Here is a 24456-nt window from a genome sequence, read left to right on the forward strand (position 1 = left end):
TGCCTGTTGCCTCGCGCGACTTCGAGCGGAGGGATGCATGGGGTACTGGGCTTCTCTCTGGGTGGGCGGGGGCGCGTCCTTCTGCGTGGCCGGCTGTGTGTGGCGCCGCCCAGCGGTGGCTGCCCGGCGGAGGGCGTACCACCAGGCAGCCACCGCTCATGCGGCCATGCGTTCCAGGAGTGCGCGCGTGGCGTCGCTGCGGGTCGAGTCGAGGATCCGGAAGTACGTGTCCTCGTGCCGCCGGAAGGCCGCGTCGAGAGCCTCTTGCAAGTCCGTCTCGGCCAATTGCCCGAGCACTTGCCTCTGTTCGCTGCTCAAGTCGGGGGCGTCGTGCCAGTCGGCGCGCAACTCGGCGACCGTGATCGGATTCATGAGGTCTCTCGCGTGCCGTCGTTGGTCGGCGCCAGGGGCGCGGCCTCGAAGGCGACGCACGCCGGGGTCTCCTTGTGGAGGTCGGGACCGCCGTTCCGGCGGCCCGTGCCGATCACCAGAGCGCACTTCAAGTGCCGCGAGTCGTCGGCAAGTTTCTTCATCTGGAGATGAGCACAGCCTCCGCAGTGCTGTCCGGCCTGGAGCGGGCGCCGGGTCGCCGGGTGGATACCTGCGTCCAGGGCCTGTCGTATGAACCCGCGGCCGCGCCCGGTACGGCCCTCGGCCGAATCGGTGCGCTGCGTCGGGGCGCTCGCGGTGGTGGGCGAAATGGTCATGGCAGATCCTTGTAGCTACTGGGAGACGACGGCTGCGGGCGCTTCCGCCGCCGCGCCGCGGTGGTGACGGCTGCGAGCGCCGTGGCGCTGACGATGGCGAGCCCGTACGCCGAGTGCATCGCGGCGCGCGCCAGGAAGTCGACGGTGACGGCTCCGTCGGCGAACCGTGCCGGGGTGATGCCGGTGGCCGCCTGAGCCGTCATGCCCGCCCCGGTGGCGGCGGCTGCCGTCACGGCCAGCCCATGGCCCGAGCGGCGTGAGGTGCCACGGCGCGCCTGGACAACTGTGCGCTCACGGGCTGGAAAAGGTACGGACATGGTTCTCCGGAAGTCGGGCGACCGGACGGCGCCTGGCCGTGTCGGTGGAACGCGGCGACCGCATCGGACTGCGGGTCACCGTCACAACACAAGCCTACCGCTATAAATCCAATTATGCAATCCAATGGGGATGGGCGAGGGCTTCCTTCAGCCGGTCCTCGGCAAGCCTGCGGCGAACGGCTTCGGCGATCGCCGACCACACCTTTCCCCGGGCCGGGTCCGCCGGGATCGCCGGCTCACCCTGAACCCCCCGGACCGTGATCACCGTGTCACCCTGGGGTGGGCGTACGCGATGGCACAGGATGACCGTCGGCGTGCCGTGGCCAGGGATGTACGCCCCGGAGGTGTCAATGACCCACCGCATATCGAACTGGGGCAAATACTCGGTGACGAACTTGCGACCGAACTCCCGCTTCATGAACGCGTTCGAGGTCAGCTGCGCGACATGCCCGCCGGGGACCGCGAGGGAGAACATGAGTTCACAGAACGGCAGCGCCAGCGGGAACCTCCCTGCGGCCACACGCGGATACGCCTTGCGGATCAGATCGCGCTGCTGAGCGTCGGCCACCGTGATGTAGGGCGGGTTCCCGACGACGCAGTGATACTGGCCGCGCTCGAGCAGCGGCTCGCCGCGGTCCAGCAGGGAGTTCGCACAGGCCACTTGGACGGGCCACGAGTGCGGCAGCTGGTCGAGGCGGCCACGGAGAATCGAGGCGCTGGTGGCGAGCAGCCGGTACCGGGCGAGGAGCACCGCATAGGGGTCCAGGTCGACGCCGTGGACGGTCCGCAGAGCGCGCTCGATCGATGCCCGGGCGTCGATCGGTACCCCGTGCCCGCGGCCGCGGCGGCGGTAGACGCGGGCGGCGTGGAAGGCGCTGAGCAGGATGTGCCCCGTGCCGCAGGCCGGGTCGATCATGCGGACGTTCTGGGGGCCCACCTCGTCGGTCGCCGGCTCCAGCGAGAGCTCCAGGAGGAGTTCGGCGATCCACGGCGGAGTCTGGCACAGGGCTCTCGACCTGCGCGCGTCGTGCGACAGCGCCTGGTAGGCGTCCCCGAGCCGGTATCCGTCGACCCGGTGCGGCCCGTCGTCGATGGCAGCCCCTGCTTCCCAGAACTCGGCGAGGGCTGTCCAGGAAGCCGTATTGGGCGGTGAGGTCCAGAGCGGCACGACCTGCGGGTCGAGGAAACCGGCGAGCCCGGGGTGGGCGCCAGCCAGCTCGTCAAGGATCCGGCGTACGGCATCGGGTGAGGTCGGCGGCTCGGTTGTGGAGACCAGGCCGTGCCGGACGCAGTGGTGGGTGACTGCGGTCGCGTGGGCCCAGGAGACCGCAGTCGCGGTGCCGACGTCGTCGGCGAGGCGCTGGACGAGACGCTCATAGGCGCGGGCGGAGGGAGGGGTGCTGTTCACAGGGTTGTGGTCCAGGACTGGGAGCGAAGTGACATCAAGATCGTTCAGAAGAGCTAGTCGAGGATGAACTGCCCGAGCCACACGAGGACCAGGACTGCCACACCCAGGGTGATCGCGGCCTCGGCGTTTCCGGTGCCGAACCAGACGATGACGGTGATGGTCGTGCCGAGGACAAGACCGAGAAGAAAGCGGTGCGAAGTGCGCATAGTGATTCCTTGACCAGTGAGCGGGCCGGGGCGTCCGCGTAGGAGGGTGGGAGGGGCTGCTCACCGCGTGACGAGCAGTGCGCCGTTGGGCTGGACGGTCACCTTCATGCCTTCGCCTCGAAGAAGGGCCGAGCACAGAAGGCGCACCCCGCCAGTACTCCAGGCGGGATGGTAGTGATCGGGCTCCGCCTCCAGGTCCGGGGACCACCAGGTGACCTCGACGCTCTCGTGCCGGCATTCGACGACCACCCCGCTGCCCTGGAATGTGCGGCGGTCGGCGAGGTGGACATGGGCGGCGAGCACCGTCAGCACCTCGTGCCGAAGTGTCTCACCGGCCCGGTCGGGGGGCACGGAGGGTGCTACAGGGCGGTAGACGGTGTGTCCGTGAGTGCCCTGCGCGATCACGACGGTCCGCCCGGGGCCTGCCAGGCTCCTTCGGCGGCCGGCAGCCACGCACAGCTTGCGCACGCTGCGCCCGTGTACGGGGCGGGGGCGGCGTGGGCTCGGGTCTGCCGCGTAGTGCTCGTCCGCTACCAGGGACATGGCGTGCGCGACATCCCGCACGCGCTCGGCGATCTCGCCCGCACCCAGGTCGTGTCCGTCGGCGTAGCGCCACAGTGCGTCGACTGCCCGGGCTGCCGGGGAGGCGTCTGGGGCGTGCACCGTGCTGTCTCTGATGAGCCAGTCGACGACCTGCCCCGTGTACGGCGCCGTGAACGGGGCGCCTTCGAGAAGCTCCAGAAACTCCTGAGCTTCGGACTCGTCGGTGGCGGGCAGACGAGGTTCTGTCTGCATCGCAGACCTCCTCGGTGGGGGGCACCGTCGCAGATCATGGACCGGTGCAACCGCAGTGGTTCGTTCGTGCCGGGCGGGGAGAGGCTTCACCCGCCGACCCACCTCAAGCTACCGCAGTATATCCAATTATGCAACTTTGCGGGTTTGGGTGGATGCTGCTCGGCGCATCACTGCAGAGCCCACCAGGTCGGCGCGGGTGAATTTGAAAGACAACGGACTCGCCTTCACCGGGTGCAATTTGGCGAGAAACGATGGGGAGAGAGAATCTGCTAATCCTCTGCGCCTTTTTCGCCCGTCTGCAACTTTCCCCGTGTAAGGCGTCTACGGATCTCCTGGTAAATCGTCTCCCGATACCACATCGGCTCGAATACCTCCGGGCGCTTGCGGTCGCCCGGCCGCCGGTCAGGAGCTTCGATCTGTCCCCGCAGGAGATACGACTGCATGGTGCGCCGCGATGCGGGCTTCCCACTGATCGCGTTCCCACGGATGACGCCGTACTCGGTGATGTTGAGCAAGTCCCTGGGGTCCCCTGCGGGAAGAGGCTTCGCGAACTGAGGCTCGCCGCCGGCGTAGGCCGCCCACACGCGGGGCCGGTGGACGCGCACCCACGCATCCACCGTCTTCGCCTCCCACCGCCCCTCCGACGCTGGCGGGGGGAACGCGGCCGCCACGACCTTGCCGCTGGAGTCACGTCGTTCCGTGGCCTTGGTCCAGGCGTCCACGGCGTTGAAGGTCATGCCGAACCGCTTGGCCATCTCGGACCGGGTCTCGGTGACGGGCGCGACCGCAGCCTTCTTCTGCTTCCCCTTCTGGGGGCTGGTGACCGCGCCGGCCGCAGGCGCTTCCGGCCGGGGCGGCCAGTACTGCGGCCGCATGGCCTGCACCCACGCGTCGACCAGCGTGACGTCCCACAGACCGTCCTCGCCCCTCGCCGGAAAGTTGACCAGCGTGGTCCACACGGCGGTGTCCTTCGGCTTGACCCCGTACCGGGCGCTGATCCCCGCTTCGTCGATGCGGCGGTTGGTCATGGACGTCCTTGAGGGTCGGGGCGGGAGTGCGTCGGACTACTGGTCGGACTTCGCAGCGGCGGCGCCGCGCCGGCCGAGGGGGCGGAGCAGGTACGGGCGGGCGGACTCGGGCGTCCACATCGGCTCGTCGACCTCAGGCGTCTTGCCGTCGTTCGGCAGACGGTCCGGGGGCGCCAGCAGGCCGCGAGAGCGGTACGCCCGCATCGTGGACAGGGCGGTCGGCTTGCTGCGGCCCTGTTCCTTGCCGTCGAGCTCAGCGATCTTCTCGAGGGTCAGCAGGCCCGGATTCTTCTCGAAGTACCGCTTCAGGGCCGCACTCGGCTCCCGCAGCTCACCTTCCGCAGGAGCAGTGGGGGCCTCCTTCCTCGCCTGTCGCGGGGTGGCGAGGAAGGGCAGGGCAGCCTCGGGCGTCCACATCGGCTCATCCACCGCCGGCGTCTTGCCGTCGCCCGGCTTCCGGTCCGGCCGCGCCAGCTTGCCCTGAGAGATGTAGACCTTCAGGGTCGACAGGGCGGTCGCCTTGGGGCGGCCCTGTTCCCGGCCGTCGAGCTCGGCGATCTTCTCGAGGGTGAGCAGGCCCGGGTTCTCCTCGAAGTACCGCTGCAGGAACTCGCTCGCCTCCACCGCGGCAGCCTCCTCCTGCGCAGGCTTCGGCGCACCGTGCCGGCTGTCCGGCCGGCACAGGTAGGGCAGAACGCTCTCGGGCATCCACATCCGCTCGTCGACGTCGGGCGTCTCGCCGTCGCCCGGCTTGCGGTCCGGCCGCGCCAGCTTGCCCTGAGAGATGTAGTTGTCGAGCGTGGACAGCGCCGTCGGCTCGCGATCGTGCTCCCGGCCGTCGAGCTCGGCGATCTTCTCGAGGGTGAGCAGGCCCGGGTTCTCCTCGAAGTACCGCTGCAGGAACTCGCTCGGTTCCCTCCGCTCACCGTCGCTCTTGCCGGTCTTGCGCCGGACCCGGCGCGGACGGGTGATGTAGTTGTAGGCCGTCTCGCGGAACCACATGTCCTCCGTGACCTCGGGCTGGCCTCCGTCGCCGGCGCGACGGTCGGGCCGGGCGAGCACGCCTCGGGAGATGTACGTGCGCAGGGTCGCGACCGGCGTGGGCTCGCGTGAGAGGAACCGGCCCTCGAGCACTCCGATGTGGCGCAGAGGGAGAAGGTCCTTGGGCCCGCCGGCAGGCAGCGCGGTGGCCTTCTCCTTCTGCTTGGGGTGAGCCACCACCCAGGCCTCCGGCTTGTGCTCCAGGACCCACTCATCGACAGCTGCCTCGTCGTACAGCTGGGTCTTGCCCCAGCCCTTGTCGAGGCACGGCGGGAAGGTCTCCTCGAGCGTCCAGGAGGCGGCGGTCGAGCCGCTCACGTGGTAGCGCTTTGCGATCTTTTCGACCGTGGTCTGCTTGATCTTCGAGTTTGCGGGGATCATCGTCTGCTCCAGGGCCTGCGTGGCCTGATCGTTTCCTGCCGGGCCGCGGATGCGCCGGCGGGGGGATGCTGTTGTGCGTGGCCAGCGGCCCCTTCCTGTGCCTTTGCTGATGCCCGGACGGGGCTGGAAGGGCGCAGGGAGAGACCCGGCTCGCAACGTACAGCGATTCAAGCGATTAAGCAATTCGTCGTGGGTGTGTCGGTGTGGATCGCCGCCGGAACCGACGCGGGCGTGCCGGGGAGCCTGTGCTCCCCGACACGCCTGGAGGTTCGCTGTGCGGTGATTTCCCGGCCCCGGCTGGCGAGCCGGTGGCCGGCGGTCAGGAAGCGAGACCGAGGCTGCCTGCGGCCGTGCGGCGCTGCTTCTTCTCGGCGAGCTTCTTGTCCAGGGCGCGCTGCAAGCTGCTGAAGGTCTCGTCACCCTGCCGTTTGAGCAGCGCCGGGATGTAGTTCGCGGGGATGCCGACCTTCGGCGACTCGCTCAGGACAGACAGGAGGTCGGATTCCGTCTGGTCGGTGTAGCCCGCCGCCTCCAGTTCCTCGACGCCGGGGAACACGTCGGCATGGCGGTCGCTCTCCAGGTCCAGCAGAAAGTCCTCCTTCCCGCCCAGGCTGTAGCACCACAGGAAATTCTCGGGCGGATTCGGCTCAACGAGCCTGCGGAAACGCGAAACGGATTTCGTGTAGCAGTAGAACCAGGTGTCCGCGGGGGCGTTCCGCATGATGCGCAGCCACGCCTGCAAGTATTCGTCGGAATGGAAGTCGCCGGAATCGTGCAAGCGAATCCATTTGCCCCGATACCGCCGGTGGCGGAGTTCCTCGGCCATCTGGGATTCCCACTCGTCCAGGGCATGCATCGTCATCCACATGTTGCGCTCGTGCGCGGCCAGGACGACCGGCCACCGATAGGTCCCCACCCTCGCGTAGCAGAGCTTCGCGCAGGCCCCGGCCTCCGGGCAGGCGTTGTATGTCGATCCGTCGGAAAAGCGGCCGGCCCAAGCGGGAAGTGGCCAGTTGAAAATCCCTTCGGCCCGCAGTTGCCGGTTCTGGGTGAGGAGCCACCGGCGCGCCTTGGGCTTCGTGTGCGGCGTGTCGGTGGTCGAGCTGGTGTTCATGTCGTGCTTTCCGTCTGGTTGGAGCTCGATGTGTCAGCAGGGCAGTCGTCATGGGGCGCGGCGCAGGCGTGCACACCGAACTTGGTGATGCCGCCTGCGGTCATCAGCGCCAGGTAGGCGAGACCGAGGTCCAACTGCTGGCCCGCCTCGGCGGTGTGCTTTTTGCTCGGGAACTGGAGAACGTCGCCGCGGCCGCCGATGGCCGCGGCCGCCGTGGCCCGGAGCGGGTCCAGTGCGTGCGGTGGCATGCGGCTGATCTCGAGCATCGCGATCGGCAGCGCGAACAAGAGGTGTTCGGTGAGGCCGTCGTGGAAGATCTGTTCCTTCTCGGTGCGTCGTGCAGGGGCCGGCACCGACACCACGGTGATGGTCGGTTCGGCCTGCTTCCGCAGCGGGTGCGGGGGATGGGAGCGAGTCATCGGTACTGCTTCGATCTATTCGGGCGCTGCGACGCGTTCGGGCGCCGCGACGCGGGGTGCTGCGGACCCGACTACGTCGTCAGTGGCTGACCCGGGAGCGGGCAGTCATCGTGATGGGCGGGCGAGGTGCGGTAGAACGGGGACTCGGCGAGGTCCTGGGCGCCACGCAGCCAGTCGCCGTAGTCGGCCAGGTTGTTGATGCACACCGTCGGAACGCGCGCTCCGCACTGCGGGCACGGGGCGATGGGGCTCAGGGCGAAATGCCGGGTGCTGTCGTAGGCGGCTAGGAACTCGCGGGACACGGTTCCGGCCGGGATCTGCAGCCGGATGGCCGGGCTCACTGCCCCTTCGATGAGGGGATGGAGGTCGTCGGCCTGGCTGATGACGGTGACCCACTGCCTCAGGCGGAGCACGTGGCGCAGCATGGTGCGCGCATAGCCGGCGGTGGCGAAGACAGCGTATGGAGCTGTCGTGCCGCCGGCCCGGCTCGGCCGGCCTTCTGCTGACCTTTGGCCAGCCGCGCGGAGTGCCGCGTGGTCGAGCCGGGCCAGAGCGCGGGTGCTCATCATGAACGGCATGGGCAACTCCATTGATTGAAGGGCCGGTTGCAGGGGAGTTCGGTCCGGGCGCGGCGCAGTGGGCGCCGCGCCCGGGGCCTGTGCCTCCGCTGTGCTGGGAGGGGGCAGCGGAGGTTGAGCCACACATGGGCGGCTCCTTCACAGGGCCGCCGGGCGGCGAGTGTTCACGCCCGACGACACACTCAAGGTACGGCAGTAAATCCAATTACGCAACACGAGGAGTGGAAGGTGTGGCCGATCAGGGGAGTTGCATAAATGGAAATAGTGCTGTAGAGTTGAGTCATCAACGCCGGAGAAGGTGACCGGCGAGCAGTACCAGAAAGGTGGCGAACCCGTGTTCACCACTGAGCAGAGGCCCGTCTTCGTCTATGGCACGCTCCGTGCCGGGCAGGGCAACTACTTCGGCATCCTGGAGGGCACCACGATTCAGGAGCGCCCCGCGATCCTGAACGACTACGCGATCTTCGGTTCCGGTGTCCCCTTCGCGATCCAGCGGGACGGCCGGAAGGTCGTCGGCGAGGTCATGGACGTGGACCCCGAGCAGTGGCCCGACGTGCTCCGTCGGCTCGACCGGCTCGAAGGCTACCGGGGCGAGGGTCGCAACAACATGTACGACCGCAAGGTCCGCACCGTGACTCTTGCCGACGGCAGCGAGATCGAGGCGTACGTGTACCTCGCGGGCGAGTCGTCCCGCCGCTGGTTCACCGACGCCGAGGAGATCCCCGACGGTGACTTCGTCAAGGCGGAGTCCCGGTAAATCCACACCGCCCTCTGGGGTGGGCGGATGAACACCCCACCATGCAGTACCCGTCAGGCCGCGCGCGGCGCGGCCTGACGGCTTGAGCAGTACACCTCGGTCTCCTCGCGGAGAATCGAGGCAGAAAAGGAACAACTATGTGCGGTCTGTTCGGAGTTGTCCGAAACCAGACCTGTGACCCCACCCGCGCCACCATCATGTGCGTCGCCCTGGGCCAGCTGGCCGAGGAGCGGGGTAAGGACTCGGCGGGGCTGGCATTCGCCATCTCCGCGACGAAGAAGCTCGACCGGCGTCCGGTCACCAACCGTCGCGACGTGACGGCGGGCGGCTGGCGGATCATCAAGGGACCGGGCCGGTTCCGCGATGTGTGGAAGCCCGCCTACAACAGCGCGCTCGACGCGGCTCCGGTCGCTCTCGGTCACACCCGCTGGGCGACCCAGGGCGGGACGACGCTGGTCAACTCCAGCCCGCTACAGGTGGGGCAGCTCATCGGCACGCACAACGGAGACGTGGACACCTGGCCGCTCCGGTCGGAATTCGGTCTCCCGCGTCCGACCGGGGGCACCGACACCGAGGTCCTGTACCAGGCTCTCGATCAGGCGGGCGGGGTCATCCTGCCCACCCTCGACGTCCTGGAGTCCGTCGTGGGCCGGGCTGCTCTGGTGTGGACCGACCGGCGCTGGCCGCAGCTGGTCATGCTGGCACGCACGGCGGTGAGCCCGCTCTCCGTCGCTGTCGACACCGAGGGGAACCTCTACTGGGCGTCCAACCCCGGATGGTTCCGCAAGGCCGCTCGCGCGGCGGACGTGACCATCGCCGAGATTCTGATGGTGCCAGAGGGCACGCTGATGATGATCGACTACTCCTCGGGCAGTCCGGCGCTGGTGGGCGACCGCCGCTTCACCGCGACGGCGCGGGCGAAGGACGACCGGCTGGCGCACATCGTCGCCTACCGGGGCTTCAGCATCGAGGACCAGGTGGCCGACGAGGAGGTGTGCAGTCACCGAACGCTGCGTGAGCCCCAGCGCTCGCGGTCCGTTTCGGCGCCGCTGTGGCTGTCTCCTAGCGGCAAGTAGGTCATCGACCCGGAGGAAGAAAGGGGCCGGGGCACCGCAAACTGCGGTGCCCCGGCCCCTTTTCGCTCTTTACCGGCCTCAGTACCGGCCGTCGTGCCAGCGGGTGCCGGCGAACAGCGCGGCCACCTGCGCCCGGTTCTCCTCCCGGCCGAAAATCCTGTCGGCCATGTCGCGGAACGAACGCGTGGCATTGGTCCATGCCTCGCCGGTCAGAGGTCCACGCTGCCCGGCCTGAGCCCTCGCACGACGGTGGTGCCCGACCCGCTGCGGAGGCGGCGGCGGAGTGCTGCCGGCCTCCCGCAAAGCCGCATTCGTCAGGCCCAGCGACACGTTGACCTGGGCCTGGATGGTCCCCGGGTCCAAGGAACCGTCCCACATGCGGAACTCGGCGTGGTCACTCTGCCGTCCGTGCACGGACTGGAAGTTCAGTCCGATGTGATGGCTGTTGTTGTAGCTCTGGACGGCTGACACTGAGGTGTACGGGCGCGACGGCTGGGTGTTCGGGGTGCACCACTCCAGCCCTCGATGACGGTCGGCAGCGGGGTTCTGGGCGAGCCGGTAGATGACGTCCTCGTACCCGGCCACCGTGTTGATCAGCTGGTTGTGGTTCTCGACCGTGTGGTCGTAGTCGGGAACCGCGACGTGGACGTGGCCGCCCGTTCGCGGACTGGCGATGCCCCCGTTGCGCCGGACGATCTCGCACACCTGCGCCAGGTTGTTCCAGGTCTGCGGCTCGTCATAGAGAATGGGCGAGACGATCTCACCGGCGACAGTGCTGTCGTACTCCAGCCGCCACGCGTTCGGTGCGTCGGTGTAGCCCGCGCGCGCCGAGGCATGCCAACCGTTCACGTTGGCGTCCGGCGCGATCCCCGCTTCGTGGAGTTCGCGCGCGATGCGCCGGCTGGCGGCCTGCCGCTCGGAGTGCGTCATGGAGGCCGGGTAGTCGAATTCGATCTCGACACCGAACGCGCGGCCGCCCTCACGGGCGCCGAGGCCGCCCGTGGCGTTCTCCGTCATGTAGGGCACCAGAGGCTCGCCCGCCCGCTGGCGCTCTCGGGCCTGGTCGTACGCCTCCTGGAAGGCGTCCATGTCCTCCAGGTAGGAGCGCACCGCGGGCTGGGCCGCCCGCTCGGCGCGCGCCTGGTCCTGTGCGGCGATCGAGGCGGCGTGCTCGGCCGCAACTTCGTCGAGGACTTCCTGGGCCGCGGCCCGGTCGACCGCGGAGCGGCCGCTCGAGCCGAGCTGATCCTGAACCAGGTTGGCTATGGCGCCCTGGTGAACGCAGGTGCCGTCCTCGTCGCCGGCGTGCATGTCGCCGCCGGTGCACCTCAAGTTTTCCGGGCTGACCTGGAGTTGGCCGTCCGGGCCGCGGCTGACCCGGACGTCGCCCTCGATGAAGTGGCGTCCGTCCTCGTCGGAGACGCTGGCCCCCACCTGAACCAGGGCGTCCTGGTCGTCGGTCACTTGGCCCCGGATGATGTCAGGGTTGCGCGGCAGGAACAGCAGGTGGTCGTCGCCGCTGACCACGTAGGTCTGCAGGATCGGAGCATCGGCCGAGGTGGTGTCGACGATGCGGACCGCTGTGCGCTCCGGCCGCTCCTCAATGGTGAGCGGCGCGGCCTCGGCGACGAGCGTGTCCGTGCCTCGTGTGGGCGCGACGCTGTGGTGCTGGTGGTCTATTCGGCTTCCCGACCCCACGATCATTCCCCTCGGACATTGGGCGGCAGCGCGCCCTGCTCGGCGGCCACGTGGATCACGCCGGCCTGGTGCAGCGAGACCAGCAGGCTCCACTCGTCGTCCGGCTCGATCCAGATCAGCGCGCCCTCGGGTCCCTCAGGCCGCGGCAGACGGCCGGCCGGCTTGTAGAACGTGGTCACCAGCACCAGCGGGACGGGAGCGTCCCAGCGGCTGACAACCGGCGGCGTGTCCCGCGGGGCGAGGATTGCCTGCTGCTGCTCGGGGGTGCACTGCCCGAACTCCTCCGATGCCGCGAGCACAGCCTGCAGCTGGACCTGAAGACGCAGGGCGAGCCGGATTCGGGCAGCCGCCTTCTCCTTCGGGCTCACCAGCTCGGGGTACTCCGGGATCAGGCCTTCCATGAGCTCGGTCGGGGTATCGGCGTAACCGCGCCAGCTCCCGCCGTCGTAGATCATCTCGAAGACGTAGTTGCTGCCGTCGTCCTTGGTCGGAGGGTCGAGAGGCGTGGCAGCCGAGGAGGCATTGCGGGTGCGGATGAACGTCATGACATCTCCAAGGGGTTAGCGGCGCTGCCAGCGGGTTTCGTGGAATAGAGCGGTGGCCTGAGCCTTATCCTCAGGGCGCTGGAACAGCGAGTCGACCAGTTGCCGGAAGTTAGCGGTAGTCGTACGCCAATCGTCACCGGACAGCCGCCGCCGCTGCCCGAGTCCGGCCTGACGTCGCTGCTCGCGGTGGCTGCCCAACTCCATACGCGGACCAGAGACGGCGGTGTCCTGCCGCACGGCCGCGGCGGCCATGCCCAGGGAGAGCTTCACCTGCGTCTGGATCACGGACGGGTTGAGGGAGCCGTCCCACAGCCGGAACTCGCCGTGGGCGCTCTGCCCGCCGCGCCGGGCCCCGCTGAGATTCACCGCCTGCCCATGGAACGAACTGATCTCCGAGATCGCCGAATATCCCTCGGACGGCACGGGGTTAGGGCTGCACCAGCGCGTGCCCCGGTGCTGGTTCCCCTCGGAGGCGGGGTTCTGCGCGAGCCGGTACAGCACATCCTCATGGGCCTTGTACATCTGCATGAGGCGCGTGTGGTTGGCGACGTCGTGGTCGAAGTCGTGCATGCCCACGTGCACGTGGCCGCCGGTTCCGAACGACGCGCGGCCGCCGTTACGCTCGATGATCTCGCAGGCCGTGGCGAGGTTCTGCCAGGTCTGCGGCTCGTCGTACAGGATCGGGGAGACCAGCTCGCCGGCCACGGTGCAGTCCGACTCAAGCCGCCATGCGTTCGGCTCGTCGGTGTATCCCGCGCTCTGCTGCGAGTGGTAGCCGTACTGCCGGGCCGTGCGGGACAGGCCGGCGTCGCGCAGTTCACGGGCGATGTTCTGGATCGCCTGCTGCCTGTCGACGCCGGGCTCGATGTCGAACTCGATCTCCACTCCGAAGCCGCGGCCGCCCTCGCGGGCGCCGAGACCGCCAGTGGCGTTCTCCGTCATGTAGGGGACGACCTGCTCACCGCGTTCGGCGCGGTCGCGGGCGGCGTCGTAGTCGCGCTGGAAGGCGTCGAAGTCCTCCGTGTAGCTGACCTCGTCGGGCGGCCACTGTTCGCGGGCCTGCTCCTGGAGCGAGGTGGCGGCCTGGTGCTCGGCGGCGACCTCGTCCAGGACCTGCTGCGCCGCGGCCCGCTGGACAGCCCGCTCCTCCGCACTGCCCCATTCCGGCGGGAGGTCCCGCTGCTGGGGTACGGACACGCCTGTGCCGGCGGCCTGCACGATCTGCTCGTCGAGCGAGTCCTCGGCATGCCCGAACTCATCCTGTAGACGCTGGCGGAGCTCGTAGAACTCGGCGAGCTCCTCCGGGTTCTCGCGGCGCTCGGCTACGGCCGTGCCGAGCTGCAGCACGCGGCTGACCAACTGCTGGTGTTCGTCCTCGGGGGACAGGCTGACTCCCTGGCTGGGAGCGCTGATGGTGGTGCCTGCCGCGGTGGTGGCGACGAGGTGGTGCTGATGATCGATTCTGCTGCCGGATCCCATGGGTACGGCCCCCTTTCAGTGATCTGGCCGACCGAGGCGGTGCAGGTCGGCGGCGTGATGTGCGGACGTGACGGCGGGCGCTACCAGCCCTGGTACTCGGGTTGTTGCCAGCGGGTGACCGCGTAGAGCGAAGCCGCCTGCTGCATCTGTGCGCGCCGGTGGAAGATCTCGTCGGCGAACTGGCGGAAGTGGAGGCTGTTGGTCTCCAGCTCCCCGACGCTGAGGCGGTGATCGGGCCCCCAGTCCTGCCGGTGGCGGCCGAGCGGCATCCGCTCCCCGCGCCGGGTTTGCGCAGCACTGCCGCGCACGGCCGCGTTCACCATGCCCAGGGAGAGGTTGATCTGCGTCTGGATGACGGCGGGGTCCACCGAGCCGTCCCACAGCCGGAACTCGCCGTGGTCGCTGCGCCGGCCGTGTGCTGCTGAGAGGTTGACCGCGAGGCCGTGGCCGTTGCGCTGCACCTCGCTCAGTGAGCGGTATCCGCCTGTGGGCACGAAGTTGGGCTCGCACCATTCGGTCCCGCGGTGTGCGGAGTCGGGGGCGATGCGATTGGCAGCGAGCCGGAACAGGACGTCCTCGTAGTGGTCGTACATCTGCATGAGGCGGGTGTGGTTGGCGACGTCGTGGTCGTAGTCGTGCAGGCCGACGTGCACGTGGCCGCCGGTACGTTCGCTGGCGCCGCCACCGTGCCGGCGGACGATCTCGCAGACGGTGGCGAGGTTCTGCCAGGTCTGCGGCTCGTCGTACAGGATCGGCGAGACGATCTCGCCGGCCACGGTGCAGTCGTCCTCCAGCCGCCAGGCGTTGGGGGCGTCGGTGTAGCCGGCCGCCGCCTGTGAGTGATAACCGTGTTGCCGGCTGTCCCGCGCCAGACCGGCTTCATGCAGGTCCCTGCCGATGGCGCGCAGTGCCTCCGCCTGGTCGTCGTAGTCGCCGTCGGTGACGAACTCGATCTCCACGCCGAAGCCGCGCCCGCCTTCGCGGGCGCCGAGGCCGCCGGTGGCGTCTTCGAGCAGGTAGGGCACTGCTTCTTCGCCGCGGAGCTCCCGGTCCCACGCGGCGTCGTGGACCTGGCGGAAGGCCTCGAAGTCCTCAACGAAGCTGACTTCCCGCTCGTCGGGCCACCGGTCACGGGCCTGCACCTGGAGCGCCGCGGCAGCGCTGTGCTCGGCGGCGACCTCGTCCAGGACCTGCTGAGCGGCAGCGCGCTGGACGGGGATGTCGGCCGGTGGCTCGGTGGCCCGGGGCGGGAAACCGGGGCTGTCTTGGTCCTGGACGTCTTCGCGCTCGGCGTCCTGGATGAGGCCGTGTCCGTTCCACAGGTCGTGCTCCAACCGGAGCCGGTCGCGCAGGCCCCAGTACTCCATCGCCTCCTCGAGCGAGGCCCGTCCGTTGTTCGCCTCCCAGCGGGCCTGGATTGCCAGGGCCTGGTCGATGAGTTCACGCTGGCCCTCGGGCATGAGGTCGACCCGCTCGGCCGGGGCCTCGATGGTCAGCCCCGCCGCGGTGGTGGCGACGAGGTGGTGCTGGTGGTCGATCCGGCTGCCCGAGCCCATAATCAGGCCTCGTTCCGCGGGGTGATCGTGCCGTCGGCGAGGCCGGCGTAGAAGCGGACGTTGGCGGTGAACAGGTCCTCGGTGCGCGCGTGGGTGTCGACGCGGCCTTCCTCGGTCATGACGGCGCCGTGGCGGGCGTACTGCAGCGGGTTCTGGCTGATGAGGTAGAGCCGGCCGGGGAAGAGGGCCTTGAGGGTGGCGATCCGGTCGGCGCGGCTGGCTCCGGTCAGGACCATGGGCAGGTCCGGCGGGAGGGTGGCGGCCAGGTAGGTAAGACCTGGGACCGCCATCTCCTCCCAGTCCGCCTGGGTGCGGAACGTCTGCAGGTTCATGGCCAAGGCGGGCGGCAGAGCGGGGGCCTCGTCGAGCCAGTCGAGGTAGCGGTCGAGGTCTTCGAGGCGGAGCCAGTAGATGTTGGGGACAGCCGTGACGCCGGCGGCGGAGAGTTCGGCGGCGAGCATCAGGTTGCGCCGCATGTTGATCAGGTTCTCGGCGCGGGGCTGGTTGAAGTACATCGACGCGTTCGGGGTGAGCACGAGGTCCCACTTCTGGGCGGCGAGCATCTCGGCGAAGCCGTCGGCCTTGCGGCGCGTCCAGTACGCCTCGACGAGAGGGTCTTCCGCGTAGCCGCTGAGAATGGCCTTTTGCTCGGGCCGCAGGTTCAGGAACTGATGCGCGGTCTGGCCCTCCCAGCGGGGGAACAGCTTGTGCGTCTTGGGGCTGATGACGCGGCGCAGCCCGAGGGCGTACGCGGGCCAGCGGAGCTGGGCGTCGAGGGTCGGCACGTCGTGTCCGTCGACCTGGGGAGTGAACAGGGGCAGGTCGGGGAGGGTGCCGGGCGCCCGCAGGCCGGTGAAATGCATCGTGCCGCCGATGTCCTTCATCCAGGCCTCGCGGTCGGGCCGGGTGCCGCAGCGGATCGGGCAGCGGGTGCAGGCCAGTCCCGGCTCGCTGCCGGGGAGCGGGTCCTCGGCGCGGGCGCAGCCGCAGTACTCGCAGCTGGAGGTGCAGCCGGAGCACACGGGTTCGACGGCCCTGGGGTTGTCCATGAAGAAGGGGCAGTTGTTGCAGTCGCAGCCGGAGGCGGGTGCCGGAACGGGCTTGCCGACTCCGGGCATGGGCAGGGGGACAGTCATGCGGCATCGGTCCTTTCGGCGCCGGCGCTGGTGTGGCGCTGGAGGTCGGTCAGGAGCATGCGGAGTGAGCCCGCGTCGAATCGGTGGAGGGCGCGGCCTTCTGCGAGTTGGGTGTTGAGCGCGCGCAGCGCCTCAAGGGCGGCGGTCACGACGGGCGGATCGACGGGCTCGTCAGCGCGCGGATGTTGCTCGCCCCCCGACCCTGCGGTTACCGGTTCCTCGGAGATGTCGTCGAAGGCCGTCGTTTCGCCGCCCTGTCGCGGCTGTTCAGCATCCGCGCTGTCAGCCAGGGGGGCCGCTGTGGTCTCGTCCGGAGCTGCGGCATCGTCCTCGTCGTCGTGCCCGCCGGCCGGCGCCGGCGGCCGGGCAAGTGCCGCGGCTCGTTCGGCGTTGGCTCGCTCGTATGCGGTGACCGCGGCACTGGCGGCGGTGTCGGCCGGCATGTCCGGGTTGGTGGCCTGTGCCCGGGTAGCGGCCGACAGCAGGTCCGTGCGGCCGAGACGCTTGACGGCCTGCCACAGTTCGGCGGCGGCCTCGCGACGTCCGCGGCTGAGGCGGGCGAGATTCGTCCGTGCGGCGAGCGCGACCTGGTGCTGGTCCATGTCCGCGGACAGTTCGCGCGGCAGGGTCCGGAACGCGGCAACGACCTCGCGAGCTCGGCGCGGGGTAATCTGCAGGCCCAGCCGGCGCAGCACCAGGTTCCACGGCGCGGCGAGGTTGGCGTCGCTGCCGCGCAACTTCTCCAGGGCCTCGAAGCGGGCGACGGGGTCTTCCAGCCGCTGGACGTCCTCGCTCACCTCGATGCCGGCGTTGTCGAGCTGGGCACGCAGGATCGCGCTGCGCTCCAGGAGCAGAGCCTTGGCGAGCTCGCCGGGCTGGAGGTCCTCGCGAGCCAGGTTCTCCACCAGCTGCCAGGTCCGGCGGTCCTCGTCACTCAGCGGTCCGGGGCAGATGACGGCGGGCAGCTTGTCGAACCGCGGGTTATCGGGCTGGTTGACCGCGCCCCAGCGGCAGGCCCGGTAGCGGCGTTCGCCGATCACCAGGCGCCGCTGGATGTGGTTGTCCGGACCGGGCAGTTCCTCCACCAGGACGGGATGGAGCACGCCGACGGTCGAGATCGAGGTGATCAGATCGGCGAGGCCTTCAGGGCTGGTGCTCGGGCCTGGCCCGCGGCCCTGCACGTCGGTGTAGACCGAGCCGCGCATCGGGAGCATCTCGAAACGACGCTGGCGCAGTTGCTCCGAACTCTCCAGAGCCTCGGCCAGTCCCAGTACGGCAGGCGCAGGGGCCGGGGATTCCTCAACGGCGACGGTCATCGGCAGAGCCTCCTTTCACAGGTAGTCGTCAGGCGCGCAGGCGCCCGGCCCCGAAGGGGTTATGCGTGCAGGTCAGCGGGGAGCGGGGGCGGGCGGGTGGCGAGCCGGCGCCGCCGCGGCCGGTCGGCGCAGCAGCATGTCGGTGAGGGGATGCCGCTGCTCGGGTGTTCCGCGCAGCAGCGGCGTGAAGATCCGCCCGAACGGGCCGTGCTCCTTGAGCTGCGCAAGGGTGGTGACCCCGACGGAGAGGTTGCTGGCGAGCCGGGACAGGCGCGGGTCGACCCGGGTGAGCGTGTACAGGTCTTCGGTGCGGTCGGCGAGCCGCTTGGCCAGGGTGGGGCCGGGCGCACCGTCGAGGACGATCAGCAGGCGCGGGAAGGCCGGGTACGTGTGCTGCCACGCCGGCCGGGTCGACGCCGCGGAGCGCCGAGCCCGGTCGGGGTGCTGCGGCACGAACTCGTACAGCCGCCCGTACGCGGAGACCTTCTTGGCGAGCTCGGCCGCGGTCATGGTGGCCCGGTCGAGCTCGATGAACACGTTCAGCATGGTGCGAGCGCCGCGGTGGACATGGACGTAGTGCAGGACGGCGTCGGAGATCACGTGATCGTCCTCGAAGCGGCGCTGCCCGTCGCGGATCCGGTGGGCGACCTCAGGGGTCCACGACAGGGGCGTGCAGTCGTGCCCGAGCCGGCGGGCGTGCTCGACGAACGCGATGCCGACCTCGTTGACGGCCAAGGTGTGGGCCTGGCGCGTGCTGGCCGCCGACTCGGGTGTCACCCGGTAGCGGCGGGAGAAGATCTCCGCCGCCTGTTCCACGGCGTCGGCGCCCGTCTCGGTCAGGAACCACACGTAGGGCCGGTTGAACCCGTGGCCCGGGCTGGCCTTCCCCTGGGCGCGCAGGCGCTGGACAAGGCCGCCCTCTTCGAGCGCCACCAGCTGCCGCCGCAGGTAGGACGTGCTGTGAGCAGTCGGCGTCAGCAGCCTGGCGAGCTGATCTGTGGTCATGAGGCGGTGCTGGTAGAGCAGGTCGAGGGCCGACTTGGCGACGGCGTGGAAGCTGAGGGTCCGCTGCGGGCGGTGCAGCAGTTCGGGTTCGGTCTGGGTGCTCATCCGACGTGTGACCCCTTGGTCTTGGTGAGGTAGGTGACGTTGCTGGGGGCCGGCTCCTGCTCGGCCGGGTCCGGGCCGTCATCCGGCGGCTCGGGGCCCGGATCGTCGACCGGCGGCTCCTCGGGACCGGGATCGTCGTCGTCCGGCGGGGGCGGCGGCAGCGTGGCCATGAACAGACGGATGCGGGTGTCGAGCCTGGCGAGGTCGTCGAGGATGTCCCGCACCCGGCGCCGGCGCAGGTTCTCGTTGACCGCGGCGTCCAGGTGGTGGACGTCATCGGGGCGGTGGTAGTCGCTGTAGACGTCCTCGACGCTCGCGCCCCGGACCCGGAAGGGGTCGCTCTGGCCGCCGTCGAGGGTGACGGACATGACGTAGTGGTAGCGCTGCAGCTGCGAGATCGTGTCGGGAGCGACCTTCTTGCCCCAGCGCCGCACCACCATCTGCGCCTCGTCGATGTCGCTGGCCGTGGTGGACAGGATCGACAGGTTCTGCAGCAGGCCCTGCCTCGTGGTCGCCGACAGCCGCTGCGCCATCTGCGTCATCGCCAAGAGCTTCACCTTGTACTTGCGCAGCTGTTCGGCGATCGCGGCGAGCGTTCCCTTGCTCGCGCCGTCCACCGCGGTCAGCTCGTCGATGAAGGCGTAGAAGTCCTTGCGGTCGGCGACGGGCATGGTGCGCCGCGACAGCCCGGCGCGAAACAGGTCGTAGATCAGCAGGCAGGAGACGATGCGGTCGGTGTCGCCGGTGCCGGACGGGCACACGAAGACGATCTTCCCGTTGTCCATGGCGTGCCGGATGTCGTACGTGCTCAGCGAGGACCCGAGGAACCCCTTCAGGGCGTTCGAGCTGTCGAGACGCTCGATGATGTTCGTGACAACGGGAGTTGCCTCGTTGGAGTACTTCGGGTAGGTCTGCACCCAGAAGTCCCGCAGCGTCTTCGGCAGATACGGCACGACCGCGTCTCGCCACACCTCGTCGTTGAGCAGGGTGCGGATCTGGAAGATCGTCGGCGCCAACTCGGGCCGGCCGGCTCGCGACAGCATCCAGGACAGATGGGCGAGGGTCTGCACCGATCGCGTCAGGATGGTCTTGGCTCGCCCCGCGCTGTCCGACCAGTTCAGAGCGCTCGCGAAGCCGGTGACGATCGCGTTGACGATGTCCGGGATTTCCTCCTCGCCACGGTTCTCCATGGACAGCGGGTTCCAGGAGCCCACCATCGCGTCCAGGTCCGGCGAGGTCAGGTCGATCTCCCACAGCCGCGGCGCGATGTGCGGGTGAGCGAGGTAGGGCCGCGCGCGCTGCCAGCCGTCGCCGTGCGGGTCCAGGAAGAGGGTCCCGTGCCCGTTGTGAGCGAGCGCGATGGCCTGCACCAGCGACATTTCCGTCTTGCCGTATCCCGCCTTCCCGAGGAAGAGCCCGAACAGCAGGTAGGCCAGGGGCAGGCCGGCCAGCCGCTCACCGCCGCCGGGCTTGGCCACCCACCCCAGGGGAAGGAGATCCGCCTGGCCGGTCCACGTGGGCAGGCTCGGCGGCGGCGGGGGCACCACACCGCCCGAACGGGCCACGTTGGCCGCCATGTTGTGCTTCGTGGCGGGCTTGAGAAGGCCGGCGAGCTCCGCGCCGGTTACCCAGCTGGAACGCCGCGGCGCGAACTCTCCGGTGACGAATCGGCGGTCGAAGCTGCGCCGGTAGAGCCGCGAATCCGCGCGCAGCCGCGTCACGAGCAGGTTCGCACCCACCGGGCGCAGGTGGTTGTCGCCGGCCCAGCCCTCGAGCGTTGCCATGATCTGCTCCAGCAGTATCCGCGGCCGCGCCGGGTCGGAGGAGCAGGTACGGATCAGCATCTGCAGGGCGAACACCGGATCCGCGCCCGGACCGAACTTGCCCATGGCCGCCTTGACGTCGGACACAGTCGGCATGCGCTGGCGCTGAGCGGGGCGCTGGCCGCCGCGGCCCTGCTGCCCGCGCATCTCCGCCGCGATCTCGCTTCCCAGGGACGCCAGGCGGTCCAAGCCGAAGCCGCCCCCCGAACCCTGCTGCGGAAGGCCGGGTATCGCCGGCATCCCGCTGGGGTTGCGACGCGCTCGCGCCAGCAGGCGGCTGCGCCGACGGCCGACCCGGGAGGGCGATATCGGCACCAAGTCCAGGACGATGTCCGCTCGTTCACCCAGGTCCTCACGCACATCCGCGACGGCGGCCGCGAGCGCCTCCAGCGGATCGGGCTTGATCGGCACCTCGCGCAGGGCGAGGTGGTCCGGCAGCGCCAACGCCAGCTCGGCGCGCGCTACGTGCTGCTGCTTGGGCGTGTCCTTGCGCGGCTTGGGCCTGCGCGGCCCGCGTCCGTGACCGCGGGGGGATGTCGCCTTCTTCTTGCTCACCACAGACTCCTTCGGAAGGTCACGCCGCAAGAGCGGTCTGAGAGCTGGTGTCGAGGTCCACGCCGAGACGGATCTCCGGCCGCTCGGAGCTGGCTACGGCGGGACCGACCGCCCGCATCTCGCACTGGCTGTAGCTCTGGTGGCGAAGGACCGCCGCGGCCCGGGCCGGCCCTTCAATGCGCATGGTCAGCAGGCCGCCCTGGGACAGCAGCCGCACGCGCACCGCCGTGCCGCGCACCGGAGTGAAGGCCCAGCGCGAGACGCTCCGCTGCGCCTGGGCCAGCTGCTTGGCGAAGCGGAGGACGTCCTCGAGCACCGGATCGAAGCCGGTGGTCGGGAGGAGCTCGAACGCCTGCCGGTCCTTGAGCGGCTTCCGGCCGAAGCGTCGACGCGCGACGGATACGGAGACAGCGACGACCACCGGCACGGGAATCAGCCACCACATGTTGCCGGTCAGCCACGTGATGGCGGTCTGCCCGTACGCCGGGAGGTCTTGTCCGACTTGGATCAGCCGGTCGATGACGTCGTTCGTGGTCATCGGGCGGCTCCTGGGCGCGAGAAGGCCGGAAGGAGAGAGGCAGCAGGCATGTCGGAACTCCGGGGAGACGGGGAGTGCGGATGCCTATAGAGGTGCGCTTTCGGACGCCCGTGTGACATGGGCGCCTGAAGTTTTTTGATCTCCGGCCGAGGCCGCCGGCCAAGGAGTCCGGCCGCGGTGGGAGGTCAGGTGTCCTCGACATCAGTCGGGAAGCTGCCGGATTGCTTAACCGAAGCGGACCTTGGCGGTGCGCCCCGTCTCTTGGCGATCGTCGCCTGCCTGGCCTGGGCTACCACGCCTGTCTGCAGCCCTGCGTGGGCCCGGCTGCGGCTGTCCTCGGACGTTGTCAGCATCGACCGGTATGCTCAATGCAGCGCACCTCGCTTGTGCGCGCCGGCCCGGGCCCACCCCCGGAGCTACCGGTGAACCGTGCTGCCGCGCGGGGGGCGAGTGACGACTGGTGCCCTCTTCCGAACCGCGCACCCTGGCCATGCTCGTGGTGGGACGAACCGCAGCGTCAGGACGCGACGATGGAGAAACGATGGCCCCGTCCTCCCGCAACACCACCAACCACCAGCGGATTGCCCGCGAGCTGAACCGCTCAACCGGTTGCGGCTACCAGAAGGCACTGCAGCGCGTAAAGGCCGCAGCCGACGTGGGCCAGCTGCCCGCCAAACTCGACCAGGCCGGCCGCGAAGAAGCTGTGCGGATGCTCGCCGAGAACCGCCCCCAGCCTGCACCTGCCCCGCTGGGCGAGGTGAGCGGCTCGTCCTTCGACACACCTCCAGTAGTCGTGCACGGGCTGGTCCGCGGAGGCGCGGACAAGACCGTGACCACGCTTCCGGTCGGCCAGGTGGTCGAGATGTACCGGGCGATCGAGGCGCACCGGAACCTGCGGAATAAGGAGCGGACCGTCGACGCCATGCGGGCGCAACGGGACCAGGGCCTGCTCCCGTTCCTCCTCCCCGCGGTGCCGCAGGATTTGGCGACGCAGATGGAACAGCTGCTGGAGCAGACCCGTCGGCGGTCAGGGCGGTCAGGGCGGTCAGGGCGCGACGAGTCGCAGTGAACTGCCGTACACCGGTCGACGGTCGGGTCAGCCAACCCGCTTCATGACGAGGATCTGGGACTTCCAGTACGAGAGCGGCTTGATCCGTACCTTGAGCCCCGTCTTGGGCGCGTCGATGACCTGGCCGCTGCCGATGTACATGGCGACGTGCTCGGGCCGGGCGGCGCTGCCGCGGCTGAAGAGCAGATCACCGGGTTGCAGATCGGCGGTCGACCGTATCTCCGTGCCTCGTTTGACCTGGTCGTAGGTGGTGCGGGGGAGGTTCACGCCGACGCTGGCCCAGGCCATCTTCATGAGGCTCGAGCAGTCGCATCCGTTGTTCTCCCGCAGGCTGAACGGCCTGCGGCAGTTGCCGCCCCACTGGTAGTCGGTGCCCAGTGCCGTCTGGGCTGCGGCCACCACCTGACCGGTGCGTCCGCTGCCGGCGGGGACCGGGCCGCTCGACTGCATGGCATCGGTCCACTTCTCGGCGAGAGCACGGATGATCCTGACGTAGTTCTGAGTCTCCGTATACGGGGGGATCCCCTGGTACTTCTTCACCTTGTACGGTCCGGCGTTGTACGCGGCCAGCATGTTGTCCGACTTGTCGCCGGGGATGTTGCGGACCTCTTCGGCGATGTCGCAGTCGTAGTCGACGGCCGCCGGCACCGCGTCGATCGGGTCCCAGACGTCCTTGTCGCCGTCGCCGTCGCCGTCCTTGCCGTGTGTTTTCCACGTGCCGGGGATGAACTGTGCGATTCCCTGAGCGAGCGGGACTTTGACCTCGGTCCCGTCCTTCTTCTTGATGATCTTGTAGGACTCGGCCTTGGGGTCGAAGCCGCTCTCCTGGTACAGCTGCGCGGCGAGCAGGGCCGGAGTCACTTCAGGGCATCCGTACTCGTTGATGGCCTTGTCGATCAGGGTCCGCAGCCAGTCCGGGACATCGGCGCTCTTGGAGATGCCGCCTCCGAAGCCGGCGTTCTGGATGTCATTGCCGGTGTTGTCGCTGCCGAGCTTGGTCACGACGGCCATCACGGCGGCGATGATGAGGGCGCACCAGCACAGCCAGGCGATCCCGAGGCCCGTGAGGATCTTCTTCAACGTAGTCTCCTCAGGCGTTCACGATCGCGGCGACCCGCCACGCGCCTGCGGGCACGTGGTGCATCTCGAGTGCGAGCTGGTCGTGGGAGCGGGTGGCCGGCTGTCCAGCAGCGCGGGTCGTGCAGGTGTAGAGGAGCCGCACGTACGCCCGTTCGGATGTCGCGGCGGGTGCTCCGTCGGGGGTGGCGACGCGATCGACCGCGCAGTTCACGCGGGTCTCGTCTGCGAGCCACTGCTGCCACAGCCGCGTGGACCGGTCGCCCGGTTCGCGCAGTTGGGCGGCCAACTCGTCGGTGGCGTACGTGGCTGCACGTCGGCCGGCATCGCTGAAGGAGACGTCGTGTCCCGGGCGTGCGTCATGCGAGGCCCACGCCAGGACGAACCGGCGTGCCGTGTCGGCCGCCTTCGGCGGCACTGATTCCGGTGCGGACGGCTCCTGTTCCTCTGCTGCGGTGTCCTGAGCCGTCGGCGTCGGTTCGGACGATGTGCTCGGAGTGGAGGAAAGGGGTCCTGGAGAGGCCGTGGCCGTGCCCGGCTCGGCAGACGGGGCGGCTCGGCCGGGGTCGACGACCAGGAGCAGGATCCCGGTGATCGCCAGGAGGGCGGCCGCGGCGAAGAGCACGAAGATCTTCCAGGGGCTCGACTTCTCGGGCTGGGGTGCGGGCATCGGACACCTCCTGTAGGCGAGGCAGGGTGAGGGGAGTCGGGCGCGGGGGTCAGCGCG

General features: G+C 69.4%; 25 protein-coding genes. 3 read left to right on the forward strand and 22 right to left on the reverse strand.

What is annotated here, in order from left to right; translation table 11 throughout:
* Positions 1 to 156: 156 nt before the first annotated feature.
* The 11 genes from ABZY20_RS30315 to ABZY20_RS30365 form a co-directional block, all read right to left on the reverse strand.
* The gene (locus ABZY20_RS30315) at positions 157 to 372 is read right to left on the reverse strand and encodes a hypothetical protein (protein ID WP_030590006.1); all 216 of its coding nucleotides are present in this window, start codon (positions 370 to 372) and stop codon (positions 157 to 159) included.
* Positions 369 to 707 (reverse strand): hypothetical protein, encoded by a 339-nt coding sequence (locus ABZY20_RS30320; RefSeq protein WP_030590007.1) that lies wholly within the window; start codon positions 705 to 707, stop codon positions 369 to 371. Before ABZY20_RS30320 ends, ABZY20_RS30315 begins: the two co-directional genes overlap by 4 nt.
* Positions 704 to 940 (reverse strand): hypothetical protein, encoded by a 237-nt coding sequence (locus ABZY20_RS30325; protein WP_356445587.1) that lies wholly within the window; start codon positions 938 to 940, stop codon positions 704 to 706. The genes ABZY20_RS30320 and ABZY20_RS30325 overlap by 4 nt, the downstream gene beginning before the upstream one ends.
* Positions 941 to 1136: 196 nt before the next feature.
* Positions 1137 to 2432, reverse strand: coding sequence for a DNA methylase (locus ABZY20_RS30330; protein WP_356445589.1), 1296 nt, complete (start codon positions 2430 to 2432; stop codon positions 1137 to 1139).
* Positions 2433 to 2485: 53 nt separating this feature from the next.
* On the reverse strand, positions 2486 to 2638 hold the full coding sequence (locus ABZY20_RS30335) for a hypothetical protein (RefSeq protein ID WP_356445591.1): 153 nt from the start codon (positions 2636 to 2638) through the stop codon (positions 2486 to 2488).
* A 60-nt stretch (positions 2639 to 2698) separates the two neighbouring features.
* Positions 2699 to 3433, reverse strand: coding sequence for a hypothetical protein (locus tag ABZY20_RS30340; protein ID WP_356445593.1), 735 nt, complete (start codon positions 3431 to 3433; stop codon positions 2699 to 2701).
* 269 nt (positions 3434 to 3702) lie between these two features.
* The gene (locus tag ABZY20_RS30345) at positions 3703 to 4461 is read right to left on the reverse strand and encodes a hypothetical protein (protein WP_356445595.1); all 759 of its coding nucleotides are present in this window, start codon (positions 4459 to 4461) and stop codon (positions 3703 to 3705) included.
* Positions 4462 to 4497: 36 nt separating this feature from the next.
* Positions 4498 to 5883 carry a hypothetical protein gene (locus ABZY20_RS30350; RefSeq protein WP_356445597.1) on the reverse strand — a complete coding sequence of 462 codons (1386 nt, stop codon included), beginning with the start codon at positions 5881 to 5883 and terminating at the stop codon, positions 4498 to 4500.
* 319 nt (positions 5884 to 6202) lie between these two features.
* The gene (locus ABZY20_RS30355; protein WP_356445599.1) at positions 6203 to 6997 is read right to left on the reverse strand and encodes a hypothetical protein; all 795 of its coding nucleotides are present in this window, start codon (positions 6995 to 6997) and stop codon (positions 6203 to 6205) included.
* The gene (locus ABZY20_RS30360; RefSeq protein ID WP_139063543.1) at positions 6994 to 7356 is read right to left on the reverse strand and encodes a hypothetical protein; all 363 of its coding nucleotides are present in this window, start codon (positions 7354 to 7356) and stop codon (positions 6994 to 6996) included. The genes ABZY20_RS30355 and ABZY20_RS30360 overlap by 4 nt, the downstream gene beginning before the upstream one ends.
* A gap of 131 nt (positions 7357 to 7487) precedes the next feature.
* Complete coding sequence (locus ABZY20_RS30365; protein ID WP_356445601.1) at positions 7488 to 7829, reverse strand: hypothetical protein; 342 nt, start codon at positions 7827 to 7829, stop codon at positions 7488 to 7490.
* Positions 7830 to 8328: 499 nt separating this feature from the next.
* On the opposite strand from ABZY20_RS30365, the gene ABZY20_RS30370 reads away from it, so the two are divergent.
* Positions 8329 to 8751, forward strand: a complete 423-nt coding sequence (locus tag ABZY20_RS30370) for a gamma-glutamylcyclotransferase family protein (protein WP_030590023.1) — start codon at positions 8329 to 8331, stop codon at positions 8749 to 8751.
* 137 nt (positions 8752 to 8888) lie between these two features.
* Positions 8889 to 9827, forward strand: a complete 939-nt coding sequence (locus tag ABZY20_RS30375) for a glutamine amidotransferase (RefSeq protein WP_007494389.1) — start codon at positions 8889 to 8891, stop codon at positions 9825 to 9827.
* Positions 9828 to 9905: 78 nt separating this feature from the next.
* On the opposite strand, the gene ABZY20_RS30380 is transcribed toward ABZY20_RS30375, so the two are convergent.
* From ABZY20_RS30380 to ABZY20_RS30420, 9 genes are all read right to left on the reverse strand, one after another.
* Positions 9906 to 11531, reverse strand: coding sequence for an amidoligase family protein (locus tag ABZY20_RS30380; RefSeq protein WP_007494390.1), 1626 nt, complete (start codon positions 11529 to 11531; stop codon positions 9906 to 9908).
* Positions 11528 to 12070, reverse strand: a complete 543-nt coding sequence (locus ABZY20_RS30385; protein ID WP_356445604.1) for a hypothetical protein — start codon at positions 12068 to 12070, stop codon at positions 11528 to 11530. The genes ABZY20_RS30380 and ABZY20_RS30385 overlap by 4 nt, the downstream gene beginning before the upstream one ends.
* Positions 12071 to 12085: 15 nt before the next feature.
* Positions 12086 to 13549 carry an amidoligase family protein gene (locus ABZY20_RS30390; RefSeq protein WP_007494392.1) on the reverse strand — a complete coding sequence of 488 codons (1464 nt, stop codon included), beginning with the start codon at positions 13547 to 13549 and terminating at the stop codon, positions 12086 to 12088.
* A gap of 80 nt (positions 13550 to 13629) precedes the next feature.
* Positions 13630 to 15105, reverse strand: a complete 1476-nt coding sequence (locus ABZY20_RS30395) for an amidoligase family protein (protein WP_356445606.1) — start codon at positions 15103 to 15105, stop codon at positions 13630 to 13632.
* Between the two features lie 2 nt (positions 15106 to 15107).
* On the reverse strand, positions 15108 to 16241 hold the full coding sequence (locus ABZY20_RS30400; RefSeq protein WP_356445608.1) for a DUF4417 domain-containing protein: 1134 nt from the start codon (positions 16239 to 16241) through the stop codon (positions 15108 to 15110).
* Positions 16238 to 17557, reverse strand: a complete 1320-nt coding sequence (locus tag ABZY20_RS30405; RefSeq protein WP_356445609.1) for a ParB N-terminal domain-containing protein — start codon at positions 17555 to 17557, stop codon at positions 16238 to 16240. Before ABZY20_RS30405 ends, ABZY20_RS30400 begins: the two co-directional genes overlap by 4 nt.
* Positions 17558 to 17629: 72 nt before the next feature.
* Entirely contained in the window at positions 17630 to 18667 is a 1038-nt protein-coding gene (locus tag ABZY20_RS30410; RefSeq protein WP_356445611.1) for a replication-relaxation family protein, read from the reverse strand.
* Positions 18664 to 21045: an ATP/GTP-binding protein gene (locus tag ABZY20_RS30415; protein ID WP_356445613.1), complete on the reverse strand. Its 2382-nt coding sequence runs from the start codon at positions 21043 to 21045 to the stop codon at positions 18664 to 18666. The genes ABZY20_RS30410 and ABZY20_RS30415 overlap by 4 nt, the downstream gene beginning before the upstream one ends.
* A 19-nt stretch (positions 21046 to 21064) precedes the next feature.
* Complete coding sequence (locus ABZY20_RS30420; protein ID WP_007494400.1) at positions 21065 to 21583, reverse strand: hypothetical protein; 519 nt, start codon at positions 21581 to 21583, stop codon at positions 21065 to 21067.
* Between the two features lie 541 nt (positions 21584 to 22124).
* On the opposite strand from ABZY20_RS30420, the gene ABZY20_RS30425 reads away from it, so the two are divergent.
* The gene (locus ABZY20_RS30425; protein ID WP_356445615.1) at positions 22125 to 22652 is read left to right on the forward strand and encodes a hypothetical protein; all 528 of its coding nucleotides are present in this window, start codon (positions 22125 to 22127) and stop codon (positions 22650 to 22652) included.
* A gap of 27 nt (positions 22653 to 22679) precedes the next feature.
* Here ABZY20_RS30425 and ABZY20_RS30430 read toward each other — a convergent pair whose 3' ends face one another.
* Together ABZY20_RS30430 and ABZY20_RS30435 are read right to left on the reverse strand one after the other, a co-directional pair.
* Positions 22680 to 23732: a bifunctional lytic transglycosylase/C40 family peptidase gene (locus ABZY20_RS30430; RefSeq protein ID WP_356445617.1), complete on the reverse strand. Its 1053-nt coding sequence runs from the start codon at positions 23730 to 23732 to the stop codon at positions 22680 to 22682.
* Positions 23733 to 23742: 10 nt separating this feature from the next.
* Positions 23743 to 24399: a hypothetical protein gene (locus ABZY20_RS30435; protein WP_356445619.1), complete on the reverse strand. Its 657-nt coding sequence runs from the start codon at positions 24397 to 24399 to the stop codon at positions 23743 to 23745.
* Between the last annotated feature and the right edge of the window lie 57 nt (positions 24400 to 24456).

Source organism: Streptomyces sp. NPDC006624 (assembly GCF_040611555.1).
GTDB lineage: Bacteria > Actinomycetota > Actinomycetes > Streptomycetales > Streptomycetaceae > Streptomyces.

Coding starts and splice junctions, on each gene's coding strand:
- ABZY20_RS30380 (WP_007494390.1), bottom strand. CDS start 11,531: ATGATCGTGGGGTCGGGAAGCCGAATAGACCACCAGCACCACAGCGTC.
- ABZY20_RS30335 (WP_356445591.1), bottom strand. CDS start 2,638: ATGCGCACTTCGCACCGCTTTCTTCTCGGTCTTGTCCTCGGCACGACC.
- ABZY20_RS30395 (WP_356445606.1), bottom strand. CDS start 15,105: ATGGGCTCGGGCAGCCGGATCGACCACCAGCACCACCTCGTCGCCACC.
- ABZY20_RS30390 (WP_007494392.1), bottom strand. CDS start 13,549: ATGGGATCCGGCAGCAGAATCGATCATCAGCACCACCTCGTCGCCACC.
- ABZY20_RS30400 (WP_356445608.1), bottom strand. CDS start 16,241: ATGACTGTCCCCCTGCCCATGCCCGGAGTCGGCAAGCCCGTTCCGGCA.
- ABZY20_RS30320 (WP_030590007.1), bottom strand. CDS start 707: ATGACCATTTCGCCCACCACCGCGAGCGCCCCGACGCAGCGCACCGAT.
- ABZY20_RS30355 (WP_356445599.1), bottom strand. CDS start 6,997: ATGAACACCAGCTCGACCACCGACACGCCGCACACGAAGCCCAAGGCG.
- ABZY20_RS30385 (WP_356445604.1), bottom strand. CDS start 12,070: ATGACGTTCATCCGCACCCGCAATGCCTCCTCGGCTGCCACGCCTCTC.
- ABZY20_RS30405 (WP_356445609.1), bottom strand. CDS start 17,557: ATGACCGTCGCCGTTGAGGAATCCCCGGCCCCTGCGCCTGCCGTACTG.
- ABZY20_RS30340 (WP_356445593.1), bottom strand. CDS start 3,433: ATGCAGACAGAACCTCGTCTGCCCGCCACCGACGAGTCCGAAGCTCAG.
- ABZY20_RS30315 (WP_030590006.1), bottom strand. CDS start 372: ATGAATCCGATCACGGTCGCCGAGTTGCGCGCCGACTGGCACGACGCC.
- ABZY20_RS30375 (WP_007494389.1), top strand. CDS start 8,889: ATGTGCGGTCTGTTCGGAGTTGTCCGAAACCAGACCTGTGACCCCACC.
- ABZY20_RS30410 (WP_356445611.1), bottom strand. CDS start 18,667: ATGAGCACCCAGACCGAACCCGAACTGCTGCACCGCCCGCAGCGGACC.
- ABZY20_RS30435 (WP_356445619.1), bottom strand. CDS start 24,399: ATGCCCGCACCCCAGCCCGAGAAGTCGAGCCCCTGGAAGATCTTCGTG.
- ABZY20_RS30345 (WP_356445595.1), bottom strand. CDS start 4,461: ATGACCAACCGCCGCATCGACGAAGCGGGGATCAGCGCCCGGTACGGG.
- ABZY20_RS30420 (WP_007494400.1), bottom strand. CDS start 21,583: ATGACCACGAACGACGTCATCGACCGGCTGATCCAAGTCGGACAAGAC.
- ABZY20_RS30350 (WP_356445597.1), bottom strand. CDS start 5,883: ATGATCCCCGCAAACTCGAAGATCAAGCAGACCACGGTCGAAAAGATC.
- ABZY20_RS30425 (WP_356445615.1), top strand. CDS start 22,125: ATGGCCCCGTCCTCCCGCAACACCACCAACCACCAGCGGATTGCCCGC.